A 22,469-nucleotide genomic window follows, 5' to 3' on the forward strand; every position below is an offset into this window, starting at 1 on the left:
TGCGAGGGATCGCGCGGGGAGGGCGCTTACTCGGCCGGGCGGCCGACCAGCGAGCGGGTCTCCTCGCGGGCCTCGGTCAGGGCCACGCGGATCACGTCGCCGAGCTTGTAGCGCTCGACGCCCTCGATCTGGATGCGGCCATCCTTGTCGTCGATCGCCACCTTGTCGCGGTCGCTGTGCATCAGCGGGGCCGGGATGAAGGCGGTGGCGCCGTTGGCGGTCAGGCGCACGCGCATGCCGCCGCGGTTGATGGCGATGATCTCGGCCTCGAAGCTCTCGTTGGCCTCGGCGGACGGCGTCAGGTAGCGCACGTAGAGCCAGTCCTTGACGTCGCGCTCGGCCAGGCGGTTGAGGCGGCGGCGCTCGGTGAGCTGCTCGGTGAGTGCCTGGCTGGCCTCGGCCGGGGCCTGCTCGCCCTTGAGCACGCGCTTGATCAGGCGGTGGTTGACCATGTCGCCGTACTTGCGGATCGGCGAGGTCCAGGTGGCGTAGGCGTCGAGCCCCAGGCCGAAGTGCGGACCGGGCTGGGCGGACATGTTGGTGAAGCCCTGGAAGCGGCGCAGACGCGCGTCCAGCCAGGCATCCTCGCGGCCCTCGAGCTCGCGCTTGAGCTCCCTGTAGCGGGGCAGCTCGGTGAGTGCCTCGAGCTCGACCTGGATCTCCTGGCCGGCCAGGAATTCCTGGGCCGCCTCGGCCTTGTCGGCCTCGAAGGCACGGTGGACGTTGAAGATGCCGTGGCCCACGTGCTGGCTCAGCAGGTCGGCGCAGCAGGCGTTGGCCGCGATCATCGATTCCTCGATCATGCGGTTGGCGATGCGGCGCTCCTCGGTGCGGATGCCCAGCACGTTGCCGGCCTCGTCGAGGTCGAACACGTAGTCCGGACGGTCCTTGAACACCAGGGCGTGCTTGGCGCGCCAGTCGGCGCGGGCCTCGGTCAGCTCGCGCAGCGCCTCGAGCTGCTCGCCGATGGCCTCGGACGGCGCCCAGTCGCCCTGGCCCTCGAGCCAGTCGGAGACGTTGTCGTAGACCAGTTTGGCGTGGGAGCGCGCGGTGGCGGCGAAGAAGCGGTACTCGCCCAGGCTACCGTCGGCCTCGATGTTCAGCGCGCAGGCCAGCACCGGGCGGTCGCGGTCTTCCCACAGCGAGCACAGGTCATCGGCCAGCGCCTCGGGCAGCATGGTGACGTTCTGGCCCGGCAGATAGACGGTGAAGGCGCGGGTGCGGGCCTCCAGGTCGGCGGCGTGACCTTCCTCGACGTAGGCGGTCGGGTCGGCGATGGCCACGTTCAGGGTCCAGCCGCCGCCCTCGCGACGCTCGACGCGCAGGGCGTCGTCCATGTCGCGGGTCTTCTCGCCGTCGATGGTGAAGAACGGCTCGGCGGTCAGATTCTCGCGCTCGAGGCCCTCGTCGCGCAGCGGCCAGTCGTCGCCAGCGTCCGGGCATTCCTGCTCGAGGGCGTGGCGCGCCAGGGTCACCCGCCAGGGCACCGCCGGGTTGTCGGTCTTGGCCACCAGCTCATCGATCTGGGTGAAGAAGCCGCGGTCCTCGGGCTTGAGCGGGTGACGCACCAGGCGCACCACGACCCAGTCACCTTCGCCGAGGCTCGCCTCGTCGAGGCTGCGCTTGACCCGGGCCTTCAGCGGGGCATTCATCGACGGATGATCGGGGATCACCGACAGGCGCCCGTCGCGCTTCTTCACGCGGGCGATGAAGCGTTCCATGCCGCTCTCGATCAGAGTGTCCGGCTCCACGGACTTCTTCTCGCCCTCCTCGTGGAGGATGGCTTCGACACGGTCGCCGTGGAGTACCTGCTTCATGGCGGGGGGGGGCACGAAGTAGGAGTCGCCGTCGTCGGTCTCGAGGAAACCGAAGCCGCGGTCGGTGGCCTTGATGACCCCTTCGACGCGGGGCGTGTTGTCGCGGATCTGTTGCTTGAGCTGAGCAAGCGCCGAGTTGTTCTGCAGCATGGTCACGATCGATTGGCGGGATAGGGGGGTCACTATACGGATTCCGCCAGCCGGCGCCAATCGGGCGGCGAGCAATCGTCGCCGGGGGTGTGGCGAGGCCGGATGAGCCCGCGACGCGGAGCCGATAGAATGGGCGCACACTCTTTGCAGCGGAGGGCGCCGCCCATGTCGGCCCATCTCATCGTCAGCGACCTCGACGGCACCCTGCTTGGCGCGGATCACGCCCTGGCGGACGATACCGTGGCCACCCTGCGCGCCCTGGCGGCGCGCGGCCACCACATCGCCCTGGCCTCGGGGCGCCACTATCGCGACATCCTGGCGTTTCGCGACCGCCTGGGGGTGGACGCCCACATCATCAGCACCAACGGCGCCTACACCCACGCGCCCGACGACAGCCTGCTCGAGGCGCGCCACGTGCCGGCCGAGCTGGCCCGGGAGCTGATCGACCTGCCGCGCCCCGACGCCGTGCGCCTGAACCTCTATCACGACGACGAGTGGGTGATCGACGCCGAGGCGCCGACGCTGCTGGCGCTGCATGCCCACACCGGCTTTGGCTACCGAGTGGTGGCGCCGGAGCGGCTGGCCGCCGAGGGCGTCGGCAAGGTGCTCTACATCGGCGAGCCCGGGCACCTGGCCGAGCTCGAGGGTGAGGTGCGTCGCCGCGCCGGCGAGCGGCTGCACGTGACCTATTCGATGGGCAACTCGCTGGAGATCATGGCCGAGGGCGTCAACAAGGGCACCGCGCTGACGGCGCTGCTCGGCCGGCTCGATCTCCCCGCCGAGCGCTGCCTGGCGTTCGGCGACAACCTCAACGACACCGAGATGCTGGCGCTGGCCGGCGAGGCCCACATCATGGCCAACGGCCATCCCGAGCTGGACGCGCGCCTGCCCGGGGCGCGTCGCATCGGCCATCACGACGAGGCGGCCGTGGCGCGCCATCTGGCCGAGCGCTTCGCCCTCTAGGCGGGGGCAGGAGAACGAACGAGAGAGACAGGGCGTTGCCACCATGGTGGTATCGCCCGTCTCGCGCCGGGCGGCCATCCTTGAGGAACACGTCGTCGGGAGGCGCCATGAACGTCCACGATCCGGCCTTTCTCGAGACCCAGGTCCGCCGCACCATGGCCTTCTATCATCCCCGCGCCATCGATCCCCACGGCGGCTTCTACCACTACCTGCTCGATGACGGCGCCATCCTCGATCACGACCATCGCCACCTGGTCTCCAGCGCCCGCTATGTGGTGACCTATGCCCGCCACGCCCGTCACGGCGGCGGCGACGAATACTGCCACTGGGTGCGCCACGGGCTCGCCTATCTGGAGAAGGCGCACTTCCAGACGGCGACCCAGGGCTATGCCTGGACGCTGGACAGCGGGATCGTGGAGGACGACACCCATCACTGCTACGGACTGGTCTTCGTGCTGCTGGCCTACGCCGAAGCGCTGCGGGCCGGCATTGACGAGGCCCGGCACGGTCTCGAGGCCACCCATCGGCTGCTGCAGCGGCGCTTCTGGGAGTCGCACTGGCAGCGCTTCGCCGATGAGGCCGACCGTCACTGGCGGCTGTCACCCTATCGGGGCCAGAACGCCAACCTGCACGGCTGCGAGGCCCTGCTCGCCGCCTTCGAGGCGACGGGAGCGAGTGGCTATCTCGACCAGGCGCTGGCCATCGCCCGGGCCCTCACGCTGGCCGGCCGCGACCATCGGGACGGCTGGATCTGGGAGCATTACGACGCCCGGTGGCAGCCCGACTGGGACTATCACCGCAACGAGCCCGCTCACCTGTTCCGTCCCTGGGGCTATCAGGTCGGCCACCAGGCCGAGTGGGCCAAGCTGCTGGTGATGCTGGAGCGTCATCGCCCCGAGCCCTGGCTGCTGCCCGCCGCCGAGCGACTGTTCCTGTCCAGCGTGGCGGCGGGCTGGGATCGCACCCACGGCGGGCTGGTCGCCGGCCTCGATCCGGCGGGGCGGCTCAGCGACGGCGACAAGTATGACTGGGTGCAGGCCGAGAGCCTGGCGGCCGCGGCGCTGCTGGGCGTGCGCACCGGCCGGGCGGTCTACTGGCGCTGGTACGAGCGGCTGTGGGACTACAGCTGGCGCCACCTGATCGACCATCGCCACGGCGGCTGGTATCGCGTGCTGACGCCGGACAATCGGCGCTACTCGGACCTCAAGAGCCCGCCGGGCAAGGTCGACTATCACGCCATGGGGGCCTGCCAGGCCGTGATGGAGGCCCTGGCACGGCGTGCGGGTTCGCGGTGAGCGCCCCGGCCGGCTTGCCGGAGCGCCTTCCGGGTCTGCCTTTGTCTAGTGCACGGTGACCACGCTGCACTCCGCCGCATGGCTGACCTTGTGCGACACGCTGCCGGTGATCAGGCCGCGCAGGTCGCTGAGGCCGCGGCTGCCCATCAGGATGGCATCCACGTTGCGGGCATCGGCCAGCTCGAGAATGGTGCGGATGGGGTCACCGAAGCGCAGCTCGGGCTCGACGTGGCGCACGCCCCGGTCGCGGGCCTCCTCCGCGGCCGTGTCGAGCAGCTGCCGGGCGCGGCGTTCGCGTTCGTCCCGGGAGTCGGCCGCGGCCTCGCTGCCCACGCCCCACATCATCGGCGGGTCGTGGGGCGCGGCTTCGGGCACATGGAGCAGCAGCAGGCAGGCCTCCTGGCGGTCTGCCAGCAGCTGGCAGGCCAGGGAGAGCGCCTTTCGGGCGTGTGACGAGCCGTCGACGGGCACCAGGATCGTTCGAAACATGGCCAGCACCTCCGGGACTGAGAATACCGCCCCTTCAGCCTAGCCGTCCGATCGCCGGATGGCCCGTTGCCGGCCAGGGTCAGTGGACGGTGATCACCCGGCAGTCGGCGCCGTGGCTGACCTTGTGCGACACACTGCCCACCACCAGGCCCTTGAGATCGCCGAGGCCGCGGCTGCCCATGACGATGGTATCGACGCCGTGCTCTTCGGCGGCGGCCAGGATCTTCTGGCTGGGGTCGCCGCGGGTCAGCACTGGCTTGACCTGTTCGACGCCCAGGGTCCTGGCCTCCTCGGTGGCGTGGTCGAGCAGGGCCTGGCCGACCTCGTCGCGCTTCTCCAGGGTCGATTCCATCGGCACCGCGCCGATGCCCCAGACCAGCAGCGGTTCGTGGGGCAGGGCCTCGGGAATGTGCAGCAGGATCAGCTGGCCGTCCTCCTGGCGGGCCAGCTTGCAGGCGACGCACAGCGCCACCCGCGAGTGCTCGGAGCCGTCGATGGGCACGAGGATGGTGTGGAACATGGGATCTCTCCTTGGCATGGCCGGGGGCATACCCTACAGCCTAGACCCCATCGGGCCGCCTGGGATGATCCTCATCAACGCTTGTCGTCCTGCTCGCGACGCTCCAGGCGCCGCATCCTGCCCCACAGCTCGCGGCGCAGGTCGGCGACGCGGGGCCGCTCGGCCTCGTCGAAGGCCAGCGGGCGGGTCAGCCGCTGGGCGCGCAGCCCCAGCCGTGCCCCTAGCAGGCCCACCGCCATGCCCTGGCCGGCTCGCGCCGAGAGGCGTCCGGCCAGGTTCAGCGACAGCCATTCCATGCCGGCCTCGCTGGCCAGCTCGCTGGCGCCGGCGAAGGCCATGTCGCGCAGCACCTGGCGAAACAGCCTCAGCCGCGCCGCATAGCCGAGCTCCAGGCCGTAGAGCCGGCAGAGTCGGTCGATCAGCGACAGGTGCCGCCAGGCCACCAGCGCCATGTCGACCAGCGTCAGCGGGCTCAGCGCCACCATCACCGCGGTCTCGCCGCTCATCCGCGAGATCAGCCGCCGCGCCTCGCGGTCCCGGGGGGCCAGCAGGTGGTGGGCCAGTAGGGCCTGGGTCTCGCGGCCGTCGTGGTGGGGCTCATGGGCGGCGAGAAAGGCCTGCCAGTGCGGATGGTCCTCATCCAGGCCTAGCTGGCGGCGCAGCTGGTCGGCGGTGGAGTGTGCCTGGCGGCTGGAGGCCTCCGGCAGCGCGCCGAGCGTCTCGCGCAGCCGCTCGTGGCGGCGAAGGCGACGCAGCCGCCACAGCTCCCGGGCCAGGGCACCGCCGCCGAGGCCGATGGCGCCGAGGCCCAGCAGCCCCCAGCCGAGGCCCAGCCAGTCGCCCTCGACCAGCGCTGCGGGCATCGACAGCGCGAGCTCGCCGGCGCCCAGGCCGAGCCCCGCGACCAGCAGCCCGAGCAAGCCCCAGCGGCGGCGCTTCGGCGGCGCCAGGCCGGCGGTGACGGCGGCCTCGCTTTCGCCGGGAGCGGCGTCCGGCTCCGCCGGCGTCAGTGGATGATGGGCCTGCGTCGGATCGAACAGATGCTCCGGGGCCGGCGTTTCGGGCGCCTTCGGGGCGGGTTCGGTCTCCAGCGTGAAGCGCTGGCCGGGGCGCGGGTCGGATTCACGGGGCGCGGTCATGTCAGCTTGTCTCCGATCAGCCATTCCAGGGCGGCATCCAGGCGAATGTGCGGCAGGGCGCCGCCGGCGCGGGGCTGGGGGCGAAAGGCGGTGAAGGTGAAGCCCTGGCGGCGCCAGAAGCTGGCGTCGGGCAGGGTGGCCGGCACCTCGCCGGGAAACAGCAGCGTGTCCTCGCCCTCGAGGGTGGTGCCGCGCAGGACCGGCTGGCGCTGGCCGCGGTGGTCGACCTCGCGGGCCTCGGTGGCGCGGATCGCGGCCAGGCTCAGGGCGCGCACCGGCACGTTGGCGAAGCGCAGGTCCTTGAGCGGCTCGGCCAGCAGCGCCTGGAGCAGCCCGGTGAGGCGCGGATGCTGCTCGGGAGTGACGTGGTCGGCCTTGGTGGCGGCGATGGCCAGGCGGTCGATGCGCGGGGCGAACAGCCGCGAGAGCAGGCTGCGTCGGCCGTAGTCGAAGCTCTGCATCAGCCGCGTCAGCGCCCGCGACAGGTCCTCGAAGCGCTCGGGGCCGGCATTCAGCGCGCCCAGCACGTCGACCAGCACGATCTGGCGGTCGAAGCGCCGGAAGTGATCGCGGTAGAACGGCTTGACGATGTGCTGCTGGTAGTGGCGAAAGCGCCGCGCCAGGGTGGCGTAGAGGCTCTCGGGCGGCAGCTGCGCCAGCACGGCCGGATCGGCCTCGTCGAGCCCCGGCAGGGGAAAGAACTGCAGTACCGGGGCGCCTTCGAGCTCGCCGGGCAGCAGGAAGCGGCCCGGCTGCAGGTCCGAGAAGCCGGCCTCGCGGGCGGCCCGCAGGCCCTCGGCGTAGCGTTCGGCGATCTCGGCCAGGCGCGCCTCGTCGACTTCCTGGGCCGGGTCCAGGTCTGCCACCTCGCGCTGCCAGCCGGCAAACAGCGCGGCGCGCTCGCCGTCGAAGCGCTGGGCCCGGCACCAGCTGGCGAAGTCGTGCTCGAGCAGCGGCAGGTCGAGCAGCCATTCGCCGGGATAGTCGAACAGGTCCAGCGTCAGCTGGCGGGTGTCGCCGCCGATCCAGCCGGGGCGGCTCGGGCGGTAGCGGATCGACAGGCGCAGCTCGCTGATGCCGCGGGTCGGCGCCGGCCACTGCGGCGGGTCGGCGTCTAGGGCGGCGAGTGCTCGGTCGAAGGGGAAACGCGGCACGCCGAGATCCTGCTGCTCGACCCGGCGGGCGCCCAGCAGTCGGCCTTCCCGCGCCGCGGGCAGCAGGTCCAGGCGGGCCTCGAGCCCGGCGTGGCGGAGCTGGTCGATCAGCGAGGTCAGAAAGGCGGTCTTGCCCGCCCGTGACAGGCCGGTGACCGCTAGGCGCAGCTGGCGGTCGCGGCCACGCTCGAGCAGGTCGCGTGTCAGGTTTCGGGGCATGGGGCGTCGCTCGGCATCCGTGTCAGCCCCTAATCTGCGGGCGGCGACGCCGGAAGGCAAGGCGGCGGGCGCCGAGCAGCGCCAGCGGCAGCAGGCACAGCGGGATCAGCAGCAGGTTGAGGCTCGCCCAGCCCAGCAGCGTCACCATCGGGCCGGCCAGCAGCGCAGTGATCGCCACGGTGGAGAACACCAGGAACTCGTTGGCGGCCTGGGTGCGGGCTTTCTCGGCCGGGGAGTGGGCCTCGGTGAGCAGCCCGGTGGCGGGCAGGAAGGCGAAGTTCCAGCCCAGGCCGAGCAGCACCAGCCCGGTGTGGAAGCCGGCGAGGCCCGCGTCGAACTGGGCGATCAGGGCGCTGGCCGCGAGCAGCAGGCAGCCGGCGGCGATCATCCGCGGGGCGCCGAAGCGGGCGCTCAGCCGTCCGGTGACGAAGGAGGGTAGGAACATCGCCACCACGTGCCATTGAATGGTGGTGGCCACGTGATCGAAGCCGTGGCCGACCTCGGCCATGGCCAGCGGCGTGGCGGTCATGGCCAGGTTCATCACCCCGTAGCCGACCATGGCGCTGACCGCTGCCAGCAGGAACACCGGCTGGCGGACGATCTCGGCCAGCCGGCGCGGCTCGCCCTCGGCGGCATCGCGGCCGGGCTCGGGCAGGCGCACGCCGGCCAGCAGCGCCAGGGCCAGCAGGTAGAGGGCGCCGAGGCCCAGGAAGCTGCCCAGGTAGGGCACCTCGGCCAGGGCGTGGCTGTGGCGGGCCAGCCAGGGGCCGAAGAAGGCCGCCAGCACGCCGCCCCCCATCACCAGGCCGATGGCCCGGTCGCGGCCGCCCTCGGGGGCGGCCTCCACCGCGGCGAAGCGATACAGCTGGCCGAAGCCGATGCCGATGCCGATCAGCCAGGTGGCGAGCAGGAACAGACCGAACGCCTGGGCCTGGAGGGCGGCCACGGCCAGCCCGGTGCCGGCAAGCCCCAGCAGGTGGCCGAGCACGAAGCCGCGGCGCCGGCCCAGGCGCGCCATGATCAGCGAGGCGGGAATGGTGGCGCACATCAGGCCCAGCCACTGGGTCGCCACCGGGGCGGTGGACCAGGTAGGTGAAGGCGCCAGCTGGGCGCCGATCAGCGGCGACACGGCGATCAGCAGGATGTTGCCGCTGACCAGCAGGGCCTGGCATAGCGAGAGCAGCGTGACGGTCAGGGGCATGCGGTGGGCTCCTCGAGGGGGACGGTGCGGGCGCCGAAGCGCTCATGATAGACCGACGGCGGGACGCCGTAGCGGCGATGGAACAGGCGGCGCAGCTGTTCGGCGCCGCCCAGCCGCCACCGGGCGGCGAGGCGCTCGAGCGGTGGGGCGGGATGGCTGTCGATCAGTTCTCGGCGGGCCCCTTCCAGGCGCAGCTGCGTCAGGTAGGCGCCGGGCGAGGTATCGAGATGGCGCCGGAACAGCCGCGACAGATGGCGCGGGGTGACCGCCATCCGTGCCGCCATGCGCTCCAGGCGATGATCCCCGGCCGGATCGGCGTGCAGGGCTTCGAGCAGCTCGCGCAGCGGGCCGCTGGTGCGTCGCTGGTGCGCGAGCGCCTCGCTGAACTGGGACTGGCCGCCCGGGCGATGCAGGAACATCACCAGCTCACGGGCGACGCGGCTGGCCAGCTCGCCGCCGTGGTCGGCCTCGACCAGCGACAGGGCCAGATCGATGCCGGCGGTCACCCCGGCGCTGGTGTAGCGGCCGCGGTCGGCGACGTAGAGCGCATCCGGCTCGACGCTCAGCGTCGGATAGGCCTGCGCCAGGGCCTCCGCGTGGCGCCAGTGGGTGGTGGCCCGGCGGCCGTCGAGCAGGCCAGCCCGGGCCAGCAGGAAGGCGCCGGTGCAGATGGCACCCAGGCGCCGGACGCGCGGGGCCATCTGGCGCAGCCCCTCGAGATGGTGCCCGGCCTTGCACTCGGCGAAGACGCCGCTGCCGCCGGCCACCAGCAGGGTATCCGGCGCGCCGCGGGCCGCCAGGCCCGCCCAGTTGAGGTCGGCCACCATGGCCAGGCCACCGTTGGTGCGAAGCGGGCCCGGCGCGCGGGCGACCAGTGCCAGGTCGTAGAGCCGCCGGCCGGCGCAGTCGTTGGCGCTGGCGAAGACCTGCCAGGGGCCGCTGACGTCCAGCGCCTGGCAGTCGGGATAGGCCAGTAATACGACGTGGCGTGGCGGGGAAGCATCCGGCATCGGCGGGCTCCATAACTGGACGATGTCTGAAGTCTGGCGGCTGGCGGCCGTGTCCACAATGACCCGTTTCCCACTGATCGGGACATGGCGCGGCCCGAAACGACGATGCCCCGCACGGGGCGGGGCATCGTCGCGGCGGGGCAAGGCCGGGGCGGCGTCAGGCGAAGGCCGCGTAGATGGCGATCACCAGCACCACCAGCGCGATGCCGGCGGGCACGGCGCCCTTCCACGGGGTCAGGTCGACGGCGCCGCTGTCCTCGTGGACCCAGGCCTCGGCCCGCGGGCGCAGCTTGCCGATCACCAGCATCGCCACCACCAGCAGCACGAAGACCGAGGCGACGAAGTGGAACTCGTGCATCACCTGCGGCAGCTGGTTGAAGGGCGGGATGAAGTAGCCGGCGAAGATCAGCAGGCAGCCGCCCACCAGGGCGATCTTGGCCGCCATGGCCGGTACGCGCTTGGTCAGCAGGCCGACCAGCACCACCGCCAGCAGCGGGATGAAGTAGATGGCGTTCATCTTCTGCAGGTAGCCGAACAGGCTTTCCTGGCCGGCCAGCAGCGGGGCGATGGTCATGGCGATCAGCGCCATGATCCAGCCGAAGGTCTTGCTGGCGCGCACCACCTGCGCCTCGCTGGCGTCCTTGTTGAGCACGCCCTTGTAGAAGCCGAGGCTGAACAGGGTGGTGGTGGAGTTCAGCGCCGAGTTGAACGACGACAGGATGGCGCCGACCATCACCGCGGCGAAGAAGCCGGTGAGGTAGGGCGGCAGCACGTTGAACACCAGGTGGCCGTAGGCCTCGTCGGCCTGGATGCCCTGATCGGCGTACAGCTGGTAGGCGATGATGCCGGGCAGCACCAGGTACAGCGGGCCGAGCAGCTTGAACAGGCCGGTCAGCAGCACGCCCTTCTGGCCCTCGGCCAGGTTCTTGGCGGCGAAGGTACGCTGGATGATCTGCTGGTTGGTGGTCCAGTAGAAGACGTTGATCAGGAACACGCCGGTGAACAGGGTGGCGAAGGGCACCTGCTGGTCCTCGCGGCCCATGGAGTTCAGGCGCTCGGGCTGGGATTCCTTGAGGATCTCCCAGCCGGCCAGCACGCCGTTGCCGTCACTGACGGTCTGCAGGCCGAAGTAGACGATCACGAAACCGCCGATCAGCAGGCCGATGCCGTTCAGGGTGTCGGACACCGCGACGGTGCGCAGGCCGCCGAACAGCGCATAGACGGCGCCGATCAGGCCCACCAGCCACACGGTCAGCCACAGCAGGGTGGTGTCGGACTCGATGCCGGTCAGCCCGTGGAGGTCGAGCATGCCCTGCAGGCCCATGGCGCCGGAATAGAGGATGATCGGCAGCAGGATCACCGCATAGGCGAGCAGGAAGATCACGTTGGCGATGCGCTGGGTGCCCTTGTCGAAGCGGATCTCCAGCAGCTGGGGCACGGTGGCGATACCGCTTTTCAGGAAGCGCGGCAGGAAGAACAGCGCCAGCAGCACCAGGGCGATGACCGCGACCACTTCCCAGGCCATCACGCTGAGGCCGTCGGCGAAGGCGGCGCCGTTGAGGCCGACCATCTGTTCGGTCGACAGGTTCGTCATCAGCAGCGAGCCGGCGATCAGCGGGAAGGTCAGGCTGCGCCCGGCCAGGAACAGGCCGTTGGTGCTGGCGTGGTCGTCGCGGCGGGTGATCCGCCAGGTGACGAAGGCGACCAATCCTGTAAAGAACAGGAAGGAAGCGAGGGTGAGGGCGTGCATATCGGAAAAATCCTTAACGTCTGGCGCTCATTGGCGTTCTCGCCGCCGAGGGAAGAGATTATGTTGCTAACATTACGACAGTGACGAGGCAGTCTAGGGGACTGCCTTGCCGCCGCCATACGCCTTTCGTCTAACGGTTGGTAGTCCTTTTTCAGGAAGGCGGCATCACGCCGGCCGGCGTCGGCTCCGCCCAGCCGAAAAGCTGCGCCAGCAGCGGGGTCGCGGCGATCGCGAATCCTGCGACGGCCAGCAGCCGACCCAGCCAGCGATGCCGTGGCCGCCGGGCCAGGCTCAGCCCGCCGAGGCAGACGAGCAGGCCGACGATGTTGAAGGCATAGCCGAGCATCGAGATCAGCTGATAGGCGGTCATGGTGGCTCCGGGCGTCATGGGGCGTCGGTCGTTGTCGGGTATCGAGAGCGGGCTGCTATGCTGAGAGCATATCAGCCGGGGACGGGGCATGGCCCAGCCACAGGGAGGCGCGACGCCATGGCAGGCAGTAAGGCAAGCGACGTGCTCGCTTTCTGGTTCGACGAGCTGACGCCCGCGCAGTGGTTCCGCAAGGACCCTGAGCTGGACGCCGAGGTGCGGCGCCGGTTCGCCGAGATCCACGCAGCCGCTCGCCGCGGCGAGTTCGTCGAGTGGCGACGCTCGGCCACGGGGCGGCTGGCCGAGATCATCGTGCTGGATCAGTTCTCGCGCCACCTTCATCGCGACGGCCCCGAAGCCTTCGCCGCCGACGAGCAGGCGCTGGCGCTCGCCCGGGAGGCGGTCGCCGCCGGGGATGACGCCGCGCTCGCGGCGCGCGAGCAGGCCTTCCTCTACATGCCTTACATGCACAGCGAGTCGCTGGCCGTCCACGACGAGGCGGCGCGGTTGTTCGAGCAGCCCGGCCTGGAGGACAGCCTGCGCGCCGAGCGCCGGCACCGCGCTATCCTGGAGCGCTTCGGCCGCTATCCGCATCGCAATGCCGCCCTCGGGCGGCGTTCCACCGAGGAAGAGCGGGCCTTCCTGGCCCGGCCCGGATCATCGTTCTGAGCTTGCGTTATGACGCCGCATGTCGGCAGTCTGGCAGGCACATCCCAAGGAAGTGGAAAAGGAGACACCCATGAGCATCATCGCCTGGTTGATCATCGGCGGGCTGGCGGGCTGGATCGCCGGCAACATCATGCGTGGCGGCGGCTTCGGGCTGCTGGGCAATATCGGAGTGGGGGTCGTCGGCGCGGTGGTCGGCGGCTTCCTGTTCAGCCTGCTGGGGCTTCAGGCCGGCGGCTTTATCGGCTCGCTGGTCACCGCCATCGTCGGCGCGGTGGTATTGCTGTGGGTGATCGCCAAGGTCAAGAAGGCCTGACCGGCAGCGCCCATCGAACCCGCAGGGTCACGCAGAAACACGCCGCCCGGCCAGTTGGCCGGGCGGCGTGCGTTCGGGGCTAGCGCAGGATCAGGCGGTGGCGGCGGCCTGGCTGCCGACCACTTCCTTCAGGCACTCCTCGATGATCGCGAGGCCTTCCTCCAGCACCTCGTCCTCGATGGTCACCGGCATCAGGAAGCGGATGGTGTTGCCCCACAGGCCGCAGGACAGCAGGATCAGCCCCTTCTCGCGCGCCTTCTTGCACAGCGCGCCGGCCAGGTCGGCGTCCGGGCTGCCGTCGGCCGTGACCAGGTCGAAGGCGGCCATGGCGCCCAGGTGGCGGCCGTTGGCCACGCAGTCGAAGGCCTGCTCCCATTGGGTGAAGCGCTCGCCGAGCCTGTCGCCCAGGGCCAGGCTCTTGTCGAGGATCTGCTCTTCCTCGAACACCTCCAGCACCGCCAGCACCGCGGCGCAGGACACCGGGCTGCCGGTGTAGGTGCCGCCCAGCGAGTTGCCGCCGGAGGCGTCCATCACCTTGTCGGTGCCGACCACAGCGGAGATCGGCATGCCGTCCGCCATGCTCTTGGCCATGGTGATGATGTCCGGCTCCACGCCGCTGTGCTCGATGGCGAACAGCTTGCCGGTGCGGCCGAAGCCCGACTGTACTTCGTCGACGATCATCAGCATGCCGTGTTCGTCGCACAGCTCGCGTACGGCCTTCAGGAAGCCCGGCGACGCCGCATGGAAGCCGCCCTCGCCGAGCACCGGCTCGAGCACGATGGCGGCGGTGTCCTTCGGATTGGCGTCGGTCTTCAGCGCCATCTTCAAACCGCGCAGCGCGTCCTCGTCGCTGACGCCCTCGCTCGGCACCGGGTAAGGCGCGCGGAAGACATTGCCCGGCATGCTGCCGAAGTCGGTGGCGTAGGGCGCGACCTTGCCGTTCATGGCCATGGTCATGAAGGTGCGGCCGTGGTAGCCGCCGGTGAAGCAGATCACGTTGTCGCGGCCGGTGGCGGCGCGGGCCACCTTGACGGCGTTCTCCAGCGCCTCGGCGCCGGAGTTGGCGAGCATCACCTTGCCGTGACCGCGCACCGGGGTCACCTGGCTGAGCTTCTCGGCCACCTTCACGTACCCCTCGTAGGGCATCACGGTCTGGCAGGTGTGCATCACCTTGTCCAGCTGGTCCTTGACCGCCTGCACCACCTTGGGATGGCGATGGCCGATGTTGAGCACGCCGATGCCGCCGGCGAAGTCGATGATGCGGTTGCCGTCGGCGTCCCAGATCAGGGCATTCTCGGCCCGGTCGGCAAACTGGGTGGCCGGGCTGGCGGCGCCGCTGGCGACGTAGCGCTGCTTGAGCTCGTTGAGTTGTGCGTTGTTCATGGAGACGACTCCTGTTGAGAGAGCGATAGGGCCTCAGAGCCCGCCGACACAGACGTATTTTAGTTCAGTGTATTCATCCAGGCCGTGACGCGAGCCCTCGCGTCCCAGGCCGGATTCCTTGACGCCGCCGAACGGCGCCAGCTCGGTGGAGAGCAGGCCCTCGTTGACGGCGACCATGCCGTACTCCAGTCCTTCCATGGTGCGCCAGATGCGCTGGTAGTCGCGAGCATAGAAGTAGGCGGCCAGGCCGAACTCGGTGGCGTTGGCCATGGCGATCGCTTCCTCGTCCTCGTGGAAGCGGAACACCGGCGCCAGCGGGCCGAAGGTTTCCTCGGTGGCCACCTTCATCTCGGCGGTGACGTCGGCGACCAGGGTCGGCTGGAAGAAGGTGCCGCCCAGGGGGTGGGGCTCGCCGCCGCACACCAGCCGTCCGCCGTGCTCGAGGGCGTCGGCGATGTGTGACTGTACCTTGGCCACCGCCGCGTCATTGATCAGCGGCCCCTGGAGCACGCCCTCGTCCAGACCGTTGCCGACCTTGAGCTCGGCCATGCGAGCTGCCAGCCTGTCGATGAAGGCGTCGTAGACGCCATCCTGCACCAGGAAGCGGTTGGTGCAGACACAGGTCTGGCCGGCGTTGCGGAACTTGGAGGCGATGGCGCCTTCCACGGCAGCGTCCAGGTCGGCGTCGTCGAAGACGATGAAGGGCGCGTTGCCGCCGAGCTCCATGGACGCCTTCTTGACGGTGCCGGCGCACTGGGCCAGCAGCCGCTTGCCGACCGGCGTGGAGCCGGTGAAGGAAACCTTGCGTACTCGCGGATCGGTGGTCAGCACCTCGCCGATCTCGGCCGGGCGGGCCGCGGTCACCACATTGATCACGCCCGCCGGGAAGCCGGCGTCCTCGGCCAGCCTGGCCAGCGCCAGGGCGGTCAGCGGGGTGGCCTCGGCGGGCTTGATCACCACCGGGCAGCCGGCGGCCAGGGCCGGGGCGCACTTGCGGGTGATCATCGCCAGCGGGAAGTTCCAGGGCGTGATGGCGGCCATCACGCCGATCGGCTCGCGCATCACCAGGATGCGCTTGTCGGCGCCGTGGCCGGGCAGGGTCTCGCCGGCCACGCGCTTGGCTTCCTCGGCGTAGTACTCCACGAAGCTGGCGCCGTAGCCGACTTCACCGCGGGACTCGGCCAGCGGCTTGCCCTGTTCGCGGGTCATCAGTCGGGCCAGGGCCTCCTGGTGGGCCATGATGCGCTCGAACCAGCCGCGCAGCAGGGCGGCACGTTCTTTGGCGGCCAGGCGGCGCCAGGCCGGCCAGGCCGCCTCGGCGGCGGCCACGGCCTCACGGGCGTCGTCGGCGCTCAGGTCGGGGACCTCGGCCAGCACCTCGCCGGTGGCGGGGTCGGTCACGGGGAAGCGTCGCTCGGCGGCGCGCCACTGGCCGGCCACGTAGGCCTTGTCGATCAGCAGGTCGCTCGGGGATGTCATCGGCACTCTCTCGGCTGTCTCTCGCCATCGTTGACACAAGGCGAGCTTGTGATGCGTTATGTTTTACGAGTGTGCATTATTTAGAACACGCCGCCAAGCCCCGGATCGACGTCTCTCCGAGTGATTTCGAGCATCGGCGCCGGCGGCGCTTTCCGTTACACTGTGTCGCCGAATTTCCCGCGGCGCTTCGGCGCCGTTCCGAACGTTTGCTTGTGTGGCGAGGTGTGCCTTGGTCGATCCCCTGAATGCCTGGTGGGCCCAGCAGCTGGTGCTGTGTGATTGGGCCTTCGCCCCCGATCCCCTGACGCTGGACGCCGAGGTGGCAGCGGCCCGCTTGGAAGGGCTCGGGGTCGTCGATCGCGGCGAGCTGGGATGGCGGCTGCTCGAGGCATTCGGAGGCGGTGGTGAGGCCGATCCGGCGCGTCTGCTCTCTGCCCTGGAACTGGCAGCCCTCGGCGGCGCCGCCGGCTGGCTCGGCGAGACCCGAGCACGGGCCTGGGCACAGCGCCTGGCCGAAGAGATCGGTAGTCGCTATCACGGTCTGGAGGCGTGGCTGGATGCGCTGTGCCGGGCGCGTAGCGCCGTGGGCTGGGTCCAGGGCGATGACGGCTTCAGCGAGGCCTGCGAGGCCCTGGCCGCCCTCGAGCACCAGGGCGAGGGCGTCACCTGGGAGATGATGCGCGAGTGGCTGGCCGATTCGCGCCCTGAACAGGCGCTGTGGCCCGACGATCCGGTCGACCGGGTCTGGCGGCTGCGCGCGGCCTTCAGCCCCGTGCTCGAGCCCCGGGCCGCGCCGCTCGATTGGCAAGGGCTCGAGGGCTGGCTGACCGAGGCCTGGCAGGTCCAGGGGCGCGACGAGCTGATTCGGGTGCTGCTGTGGCTGGCCTCCCAGGGCGACCGCCAGGCCTGGGACCTGGACGCCACCCGCCTGCTGTCGGCGGCGGCCGAGGAACGTCGGGCCTGGTGGGAGGGCCTCGCGCCCCGCGACCAGTCCGCCGGCCGGGTGCTGTTGACCCTGGTCGAGAGCGGCGAGCCCCTGGAGTGGGCCGCCTGGGACTGGCTGCGCCTGATCGATCTGGCCTGGGCCGGCCTGTGCATGGGCTGGCTCGACGACGAGGAGGCGCGCCACTTCGCGCTGCACGGCGCCGACATGGCCATGCACCGTTACAGCGACTGGGTGGCGCTGGCCCGGGCTTACCAGCGCGGACGCAGCCTGTTCGAGGCCCGCGACCTGCGGGGGGCCTTCGACGTCGACTGGGCGCTGCTGCTGCAGTCGCCGGTCAGCCCCTGGCGCACGCCGCTGTCGGAGATCGTCGACGAGGCGCAGCTCGAGGCCTCGCACCGGGCCATGCGCGACTGGCGTCGCGACCCTCGCCACTGGGTGCTGGCGCTGGCCGCGGTGCGCGAGCCGGAGCTGGCGCTGCGCCAGGGCGTGGCGCCGATGCTGCCGGAGGCGCGTCGGCAGGACGCCCGTCGCTACCTCGCCGAGACCCTCGACCTGCACGCCGACGAAGGCCCCGAGGCGCTCTCGCGCTACTGGTTGCCGGCCCAGGCGCATCATCTCAATCAGCTGGCGGCGGACGGTGCCCACGGCGCCTTGCCGACCGCCGCCACGCCGTTCGGCCGTCCCGGCAGGCAGGATCTGGCCGCCCGGGATGCCCTGGGCCAGGCCAGTCGCCACGCGGCGACCATTCACATGGCCGAGAAGTACGCCTTCCACCTGCAGATGGCCATGGACAGCGGGCTCTTCGACGCCGCGCGGCTGTCCGAGCTCACCGCGGCCCTGCATGGCTCGCTGAGCCGTTTCTACACCAGCCCGCGGCGCCTGCTCGCGGCCTGGGCACAGTGGGAGGCGCTGCTGCCCGAGCCCGATCAGCCGTCGCTGGTGGCCGAGATCCGCTGGCACCAGGACGATCCCGGCAGCGTCTTCCACTGGCTGGACTGGAGCAGCGGCGAATGGCAGGAGCCCGGCCCGCGGCCGAGCCTGTCGCACTTCACCGCCATGGCGCTGGTGGGGCCGTTGAACAGCCCGGCCTGGAGCCTGCCCCAGCCTGAGAGCGAACGCGAGTGCGCCTCGATCCGCGAGTGGGTCGATGGTCACTACGCCCTGCATACCGCCGGCGAGCTGGCCGATTTCGTGGACTACCTGCTGGAGGCGGGCGATCGCCAGGAATACCAGATCAACTATGCCCCCTATACCCTCAATCGCGAACGATTGGCCTCGGAGATCGCTACCCTGGAATCCGGCGAGTGCAGCGAGGAGGAGCGCAACCACCTGCTGCGCCTGATCCGTGTGCGGGACGGCGAGGACGGCTGCAACGAGCTCGACATGACCGCCTGGGACCTGGCCCAGGCGGTGGATCTGGCGATCGCCGGTCGCCAGCTCGGCTGGCTCACCGAGGCCGACTTCCTGGCCTTCCTGGGCCGGGCCCACGCCCTGGCCGCGCGCCATTACGGCGGCTGGGAAGAGTACGCCCGTGGCCTGCTTGCCGGCTTCTCCTTCTTCATGGGCGAGACGCCGGAGCGCGAGGCCTTCCTCAGCGGCTTCCGCCAGGCACTGGTGAGCTGGCTGTCCGCGGCGCCGCCCATGGCCGGCGCCTGGGCGAGCCTGGATTTCCCCGGTGCGCGCCCGCGTCACTGGGCGCCCATGCACGTGGATACGCTGCCCGGCGACGGCCGACAGCTGCATTAAACCCTTGTGCCGGTTATGATGCGTGATTGCCGGCCCGGCCGGCACGATGATGGCGATCGAGAGACAAGGATGGCAAAGAGGACAGGGATGCCGACCCGGTGTCGCGTTTCACTCGCAGGCATGACGCTGCTGCTGCTGACCGGCTGTGCCGGCAGTGGTGGAACGAAGGCGCCGGTGGACGACTATTTCGCCCGTGACATGCCGGGGCTGCCCGGTCAGATGTCGCCGGTCGACAATCCCGTTCTCGAGATGCGTGGCCTGCGCCATCCGCCGCCGGCCCAGGTACGCCAGGCGCTGCTCGACGAGCACGAACGCTGGCTCGGCACCCCCTACCGGCTTGGCGGCACTACCCGCCGCGGCATCGACTGCTCCGCCCTGGTCCAGCGCGTCTTCGCCGAGGCTTTCGGCCTGGAGCTGCCGCGCACCACCACCCAGCAGGTCCGCGAGGGCGAATCGGTGACCCGCGACGCCCTGCAGCCCGGCGATCTGGTGTTCTTCCAGCCTCCCGGCTACTACCACCACGTCGGCATCTACGTGGGGCAGGGGCGCTTCCTTCACGCCTCGACCTCCCGCGGCGTCAAGATATCCTCCCTCGACAACCGCTACTGGCGCCACTACTACTGGCAGGCGCGCCGCCCGCTGGACGACGTGCATCTGGCCCGCCGCCTCGACGATATCCAGTATGATCGCGGCGAGGGCTGAGTCTGTCTTCCTGGCCGCTTGGAAGTGATGGGCGCCGAGGACAAGGTGTAGCGAGGATTTTTTGCCATGGGTGAGGCGTCTTCGCCGAACGGGCTGGCCATGGATGGCCAGCACCGGCTCTGCGAGCGGAGCAGGATGCGATAGCGAAGCAGAGCAAAAGTAGCTCCCAGGGATGGGTTCACAGCGCCCTCGCGAAGGCTTGTCGTCGGTAAAGCCCATCGGCTGGGACATGTTGGCGAGCCTCGTCCCGTGGTCTTGACTCAGCGGTTCTCCAGCGCGAATTCCACGAACGCCTGTTCCGCCCGGGACAGGTAGGCGCCTTCCTTCCAGGCCAGCGACAGCGCCAGCCAGGCCGGCGGGTCGAAGGGCACCGCCGCCAGCTCCGGTTCCTCGACCACGCGCCTGAGAAAGGTGGTGATGCCGTAGCCCTGGCGCACGATGGCCTTGGTCAGCGGGATCAGGTTCGACTCGAAGGCGACGTTGGCGCTGGCGCCGGTGTCCCGTGCCAGGGCGTCGATGAACTCGCGATGGAAGTAGCCGTCCTGGAACAGCACCAGCGGCTCGGCGAAGAAGGCCTCGGGCGTGACGCGGTCCCGCCCGGCGAAGGGATGCTCCCGGGGCACGCATACCACCATCTCCTCCCGCGCCAGCGGCTGGCGCGTCAGATGGCGGCTCTCGCCGTCGTCGATCACCACGCCCAGATCCAGCTCGCCCGCGGCGATCATGCGCTGCAGGCGGCGCGCGCCGGCCTCCACCACCGTCAGCCGGATGCCCGGGTGGCGTTCCTTGAAGCCCATCAGCAGCGGCGGGAAATAGTAGGAGCCCAGCATCGAGGGAATGCCGATGCGCAGTTCGCCCTTCACCAGCCCGTGCAGCTCCCGCATGGCCAGCTCGGCCGCCTCGGCCCGGGCCAGCAGGTCGCGGGCGTGCTCGACCAGCGCCTCGCCCTCGGCGGTCAGGCCGATGCGCCGCTCGTGGCGGTGGAAGAGGGTGAGATCGAGGCGATGTTCCAGGTTGGCGATGGTCTGGCTGACCGCGGACTGGGCCAGGTGCAGCGAGCGGGCGGCGGCGCTGAAGCCGCCCTGGTCCACCACCGCCAGGAAGACGCCGAGGCTGCGCAGGTCGAAGGGCAGGGCCATAAGACAATCCGATGAGTACAATCATTAACTTCTGCTTGGCTTATCATTGTGCGCCTTCGATCATGGTCGGCCAACCCGGAGGACCTATGATCGACGCTCACAGCCGCGCCTGGTGGCGCGCGACCCTGGCCCTGAGCCTGGGTTCCTTCCTCGTGTTTCTGAATCTCTACGTGGTGCAACCGCTGCTGCCGTCGCTGCATCAGGCCCACGGGGTCTCGACCCTGGTCGCCAACCTGGCGATGTCGCTGGCCACGCTGTCGCTGGCCGCGGCCCTGCTGGTGTTCGGCCCGCTGTCTGATGCCATCGGGCGCGGCGGCATCATGCGCCTGACGCTGCTTGCGGCCGGCGGCCTGTCGCTGGCGCTGGCCGTGGCGCCGGGCTTCGAGGCGCTGCTGGCACTGCGCGTGGTGCAGGGCTTCGTGCTGGGCGGGCTGCCGGCGGTGGCGATCGCCTGGATGGGCGATGAATTCGAGCGCTCGGCGATGCTGCCGGCGGTGGGGCTCTACATCGCCGCCAACTCGCTGGGCGGGATCTCGGGGCGGGTGATCGGCGGCTGGGCCGCGGAGTCGGCCGGGATCTCGGCGAGCTTCCTGTGGGTCGGCGGCCTGACGCTCGCCGGGGTGGCGCTGTTCTGGTGGCTGCTGCCGGCGTCCCGGGGCTTCACCCCGCGGCGCTTCCGGCTGGGCGAGGCGCTCGGCGATCTGGCCGGGCACCTGCGCCAGCCCGAGCTGCGCGGGGCCTACCTGCTGGGCGGGCTCAACTTCCTGGTGTTCATCAATCTCTACAGCTACCTGACCTTCCGCCTGGCGGCCGAGCCTTTCGCGCTGGACGCCCGCTGGCTGGGGCTGCTGTTCCTGACCTACCTGGGCGGCACGCTGGGCTCGTCGATGTCCGGGCGCCTGGTGCGTCGCGCCTCGCCGCCGACCTGCATGGCGCTCGGCACGCTGCTGCTGGCCTCGGGCATGGCGCTGACGCTGGCGTCCTCGCTGCCGATCATCCTGGGCGGGCTGACCCTGGCGGCCTTCGGCTTTTTCCTGGCCCACTCCATGGCCTCGGGCTGGGTGGGGCGCCAGGCCCGGCGCGCCCGGGGCAGCGCCTCGGCGCTCTATCTGGTGTTCTACTACCTCGGTGCCAGCCTCGGTGGGCTGTGGCTCGAGCCGTTCTGGCGCGCGGGGGCCTGGCCGGGCGTGCTGCTCGGCGGCGCCCTGGTGCTGGCGATCACCCTGACGCTGGCCCTGCGGCTGCGCCGCGGCGAGCGACGTCGGGCGGCCGAGGAGGCCGCGGCTCAGGGCATGGCGTAGGCCTCGGCCTCGTCGCCCCAGACCTCTTGCAGCCGGTCCTCGCGCCCGCAGGCCGACTTGTAGAAGTTGTAGCGCACCGGGTTCTTGTCGTAGTAGTCCTGGTGATAGGTCTCGGCGGGGTAGAAGGCCGTGAAGTCGAGGATCTCGACGCCGATCTCGCGGCCGAAGCGCTCGGCCATGGCGTCGCGGGTCGCCTCGGCCATGGCGCGCTGGTCGGCGTTTTCGGGGAAGATGGCGCTCTGGTAGGGGCGGCCCCGGTCGCAGAACTGGCGATTGACGGCGAAGGGATCGATGTTGCGCCAGAACACATAGAGCAGGGTGCGGTAGTCGACCCGCTCGGGATCGTACTCCACCTTCACCACCTCGATGTGATCGGTGTCGCCGGACGAGACCTGCTCGTAACTGGGGTTCTCCATCTCGCCGCCGGCGAAGCCCGAGGTCGTGGCGACCACGCCCTCGACCTTGTCGTAGGCCTCTTCCACGCACCAGAAGCAGCCGCCGCCGAACACGGCGCTTTCCTTCGCAGGGCCGTCGATGGCAGTGCTGTCGGACTCGGCGGTCGCGGGGCCGGCGAACGCGGTGGCGAGCAGCAGCGGCAGGGCGGGCAGGCGGATCGGGCGGTTGAGTGTCATGATGGGGACCTCCTCCAGGATGCAATGGAGCGTCGTCGATCGGGATCGGCTTTCCTTACACGCGGTTGACCGCCAGTGTAAGGGG

Annotated in this window: 20 protein-coding genes; 7 read left to right on the forward strand and 13 right to left on the reverse strand. The window is 70.4% G+C overall.

Going from position 1 to position 22,469, the window contains the following annotated elements; translation table 11 throughout:
• Window positions 1-26: 26 nt before the first annotated feature.
• Window positions 27-1,967, reverse strand: coding sequence for an exoribonuclease II (locus tag QWG60_RS06055; RefSeq protein WP_146908131.1), 1,941 nt, complete (start codon window positions 1,965-1,967; stop codon window positions 27-29).
• Window positions 1,968-2,132: 165 nt separating this feature from the next.
• On the opposite strand from QWG60_RS06055, the gene QWG60_RS06060 reads away from it, so the two are divergent.
• Together QWG60_RS06060 and QWG60_RS06065 are read left to right on the forward strand one after the other, a co-directional pair.
• Complete coding sequence (locus tag QWG60_RS06060) at window positions 2,133-2,930, forward strand: Cof-type HAD-IIB family hydrolase (protein WP_046080044.1); 798 nt, start codon at window positions 2,133-2,135, stop codon at window positions 2,928-2,930.
• A 107-nt stretch (window positions 2,931-3,037) separates the two neighbouring features.
• Window positions 3,038-4,225, forward strand: coding sequence for an AGE family epimerase/isomerase (locus QWG60_RS06065; RefSeq protein WP_146908133.1), 1,188 nt, complete (start codon window positions 3,038-3,040; stop codon window positions 4,223-4,225).
• 45 nt (window positions 4,226-4,270) lie between these two features.
• Here QWG60_RS06065 and QWG60_RS06070 read toward each other — a convergent pair whose 3' ends face one another.
• The 8 genes from QWG60_RS06070 to QWG60_RS06105 form a co-directional block, all read right to left on the reverse strand.
• Window positions 4,271-4,714: a universal stress protein gene (locus tag QWG60_RS06070; protein WP_146908135.1), complete on the reverse strand. Its 444-nt coding sequence runs from the start codon at window positions 4,712-4,714 to the stop codon at window positions 4,271-4,273.
• Between the two features lie 79 nt (window positions 4,715-4,793).
• The gene (locus QWG60_RS06075) at window positions 4,794-5,234 is read right to left on the reverse strand and encodes a universal stress protein (RefSeq protein WP_035597241.1); all 441 of its coding nucleotides are present in this window, start codon (window positions 5,232-5,234) and stop codon (window positions 4,794-4,796) included.
• Window positions 5,235-5,308: 74 nt separating this feature from the next.
• Window positions 5,309-6,373 (reverse strand): TIGR01620 family protein, encoded by a 1,065-nt coding sequence (locus tag QWG60_RS06080; RefSeq protein WP_146908137.1) that lies wholly within the window; start codon window positions 6,371-6,373, stop codon window positions 5,309-5,311.
• Window positions 6,370-7,746: a YcjX family GTP-binding protein gene (locus QWG60_RS06085; protein WP_146908139.1), complete on the reverse strand. Its 1,377-nt coding sequence runs from the start codon at window positions 7,744-7,746 to the stop codon at window positions 6,370-6,372. Before QWG60_RS06085 ends, QWG60_RS06080 begins: the two co-directional genes overlap by 4 nt.
• A 22-nt stretch (window positions 7,747-7,768) precedes the next feature.
• Window positions 7,769-8,947, reverse strand: a complete 1,179-nt coding sequence (locus QWG60_RS06090; protein WP_146908141.1) for an MFS transporter — start codon at window positions 8,945-8,947, stop codon at window positions 7,769-7,771.
• A complete protein-coding gene (locus QWG60_RS06095) occupies window positions 8,938-9,957 on the reverse strand; it encodes a GlxA family transcriptional regulator (RefSeq protein WP_146908143.1) in 1,020 nt (339 codons plus the stop codon). Before QWG60_RS06095 ends, QWG60_RS06090 begins: the two co-directional genes overlap by 10 nt.
• A 157-nt stretch (window positions 9,958-10,114) precedes the next feature.
• Window positions 10,115-11,707 carry a solute:sodium symporter family transporter gene (locus QWG60_RS06100; RefSeq protein WP_107180876.1) on the reverse strand — a complete coding sequence of 531 codons (1,593 nt, stop codon included), beginning with the start codon at window positions 11,705-11,707 and terminating at the stop codon, window positions 10,115-10,117.
• A 151-nt stretch (window positions 11,708-11,858) separates the two neighbouring features.
• Window positions 11,859-12,077, reverse strand: a complete 219-nt coding sequence (locus QWG60_RS06105; RefSeq protein ID WP_046080053.1) for a hypothetical protein — start codon at window positions 12,075-12,077, stop codon at window positions 11,859-11,861.
• Window positions 12,078-12,194: 117 nt separating this feature from the next.
• Between QWG60_RS06105 and QWG60_RS06110 the strand changes: the two genes are divergently transcribed.
• Window positions 12,195-12,743 (forward strand): DUF924 family protein, encoded by a 549-nt coding sequence (locus QWG60_RS06110; RefSeq protein WP_107180874.1) that lies wholly within the window; start codon window positions 12,195-12,197, stop codon window positions 12,741-12,743.
• 70 nt (window positions 12,744-12,813) lie between these two features.
• On the forward strand, window positions 12,814-13,056 hold the full coding sequence (locus tag QWG60_RS06115) for a GlsB/YeaQ/YmgE family stress response membrane protein (RefSeq protein WP_107180873.1): 243 nt from the start codon (window positions 12,814-12,816) through the stop codon (window positions 13,054-13,056).
• A gap of 90 nt (window positions 13,057-13,146) precedes the next feature.
• On the opposite strand, the gene gabT is transcribed toward QWG60_RS06115, so the two are convergent.
• Window positions 13,147-14,439, reverse strand: coding sequence for a 4-aminobutyrate--2-oxoglutarate transaminase (gabT, locus tag QWG60_RS06120; protein ID WP_146908145.1), 1,293 nt, complete (start codon window positions 14,437-14,439; stop codon window positions 13,147-13,149).
• Between the two features lie 33 nt (window positions 14,440-14,472).
• Window positions 14,473-15,918 (reverse strand): NAD-dependent succinate-semialdehyde dehydrogenase, encoded by a 1,446-nt coding sequence (locus tag QWG60_RS06125; protein ID WP_107180871.1) that lies wholly within the window; start codon window positions 15,916-15,918, stop codon window positions 14,473-14,475.
• Window positions 15,919-16,147: 229 nt separating this feature from the next.
• On the opposite strand from QWG60_RS06125, the gene QWG60_RS06130 reads away from it, so the two are divergent.
• Both QWG60_RS06130 and QWG60_RS06135 read left to right on the forward strand, forming a co-directional pair.
• On the forward strand, window positions 16,148-18,610 hold the full coding sequence (locus QWG60_RS06130; RefSeq protein ID WP_146908147.1) for a DUF1266 domain-containing protein: 2,463 nt from the start codon (window positions 16,148-16,150) through the stop codon (window positions 18,608-18,610).
• A gap of 120 nt (window positions 18,611-18,730) precedes the next feature.
• Window positions 18,731-19,312, forward strand: coding sequence for a C40 family peptidase (locus tag QWG60_RS06135; RefSeq protein WP_146908187.1), 582 nt, complete (start codon window positions 18,731-18,733; stop codon window positions 19,310-19,312).
• A 260-nt stretch (window positions 19,313-19,572) separates the two neighbouring features.
• Here the strand turns inward: QWG60_RS06135 and QWG60_RS06140 are convergent, their stop codons facing one another.
• A complete protein-coding gene (locus QWG60_RS06140) occupies window positions 19,573-20,451 on the reverse strand; it encodes a LysR family transcriptional regulator (protein WP_046080058.1) in 879 nt (292 codons plus the stop codon).
• An 86-nt stretch (window positions 20,452-20,537) separates the two neighbouring features.
• On the opposite strand from QWG60_RS06140, the gene QWG60_RS06145 reads away from it, so the two are divergent.
• On the forward strand, window positions 20,538-21,752 hold the full coding sequence (locus QWG60_RS06145) for an MFS transporter (RefSeq protein ID WP_146908149.1): 1,215 nt from the start codon (window positions 20,538-20,540) through the stop codon (window positions 21,750-21,752).
• Here the strand turns inward: QWG60_RS06145 and msrA are convergent.
• A complete protein-coding gene (gene msrA, locus QWG60_RS06150) occupies window positions 21,737-22,384 on the reverse strand; it encodes a peptide-methionine (S)-S-oxide reductase MsrA (RefSeq protein WP_146908151.1) in 648 nt (215 codons plus the stop codon). The two genes, QWG60_RS06145 and msrA, sit on opposite strands and share 16 nt — an antisense overlap.
• Window positions 22,385-22,469: the final 85 nt, after the last annotated feature.

The organism is Halomonas halophila (assembly GCF_030406665.1).
GTDB classification, from domain to species: Bacteria; Pseudomonadota; Gammaproteobacteria; order Pseudomonadales; family Halomonadaceae; genus Halomonas; species Halomonas halophila.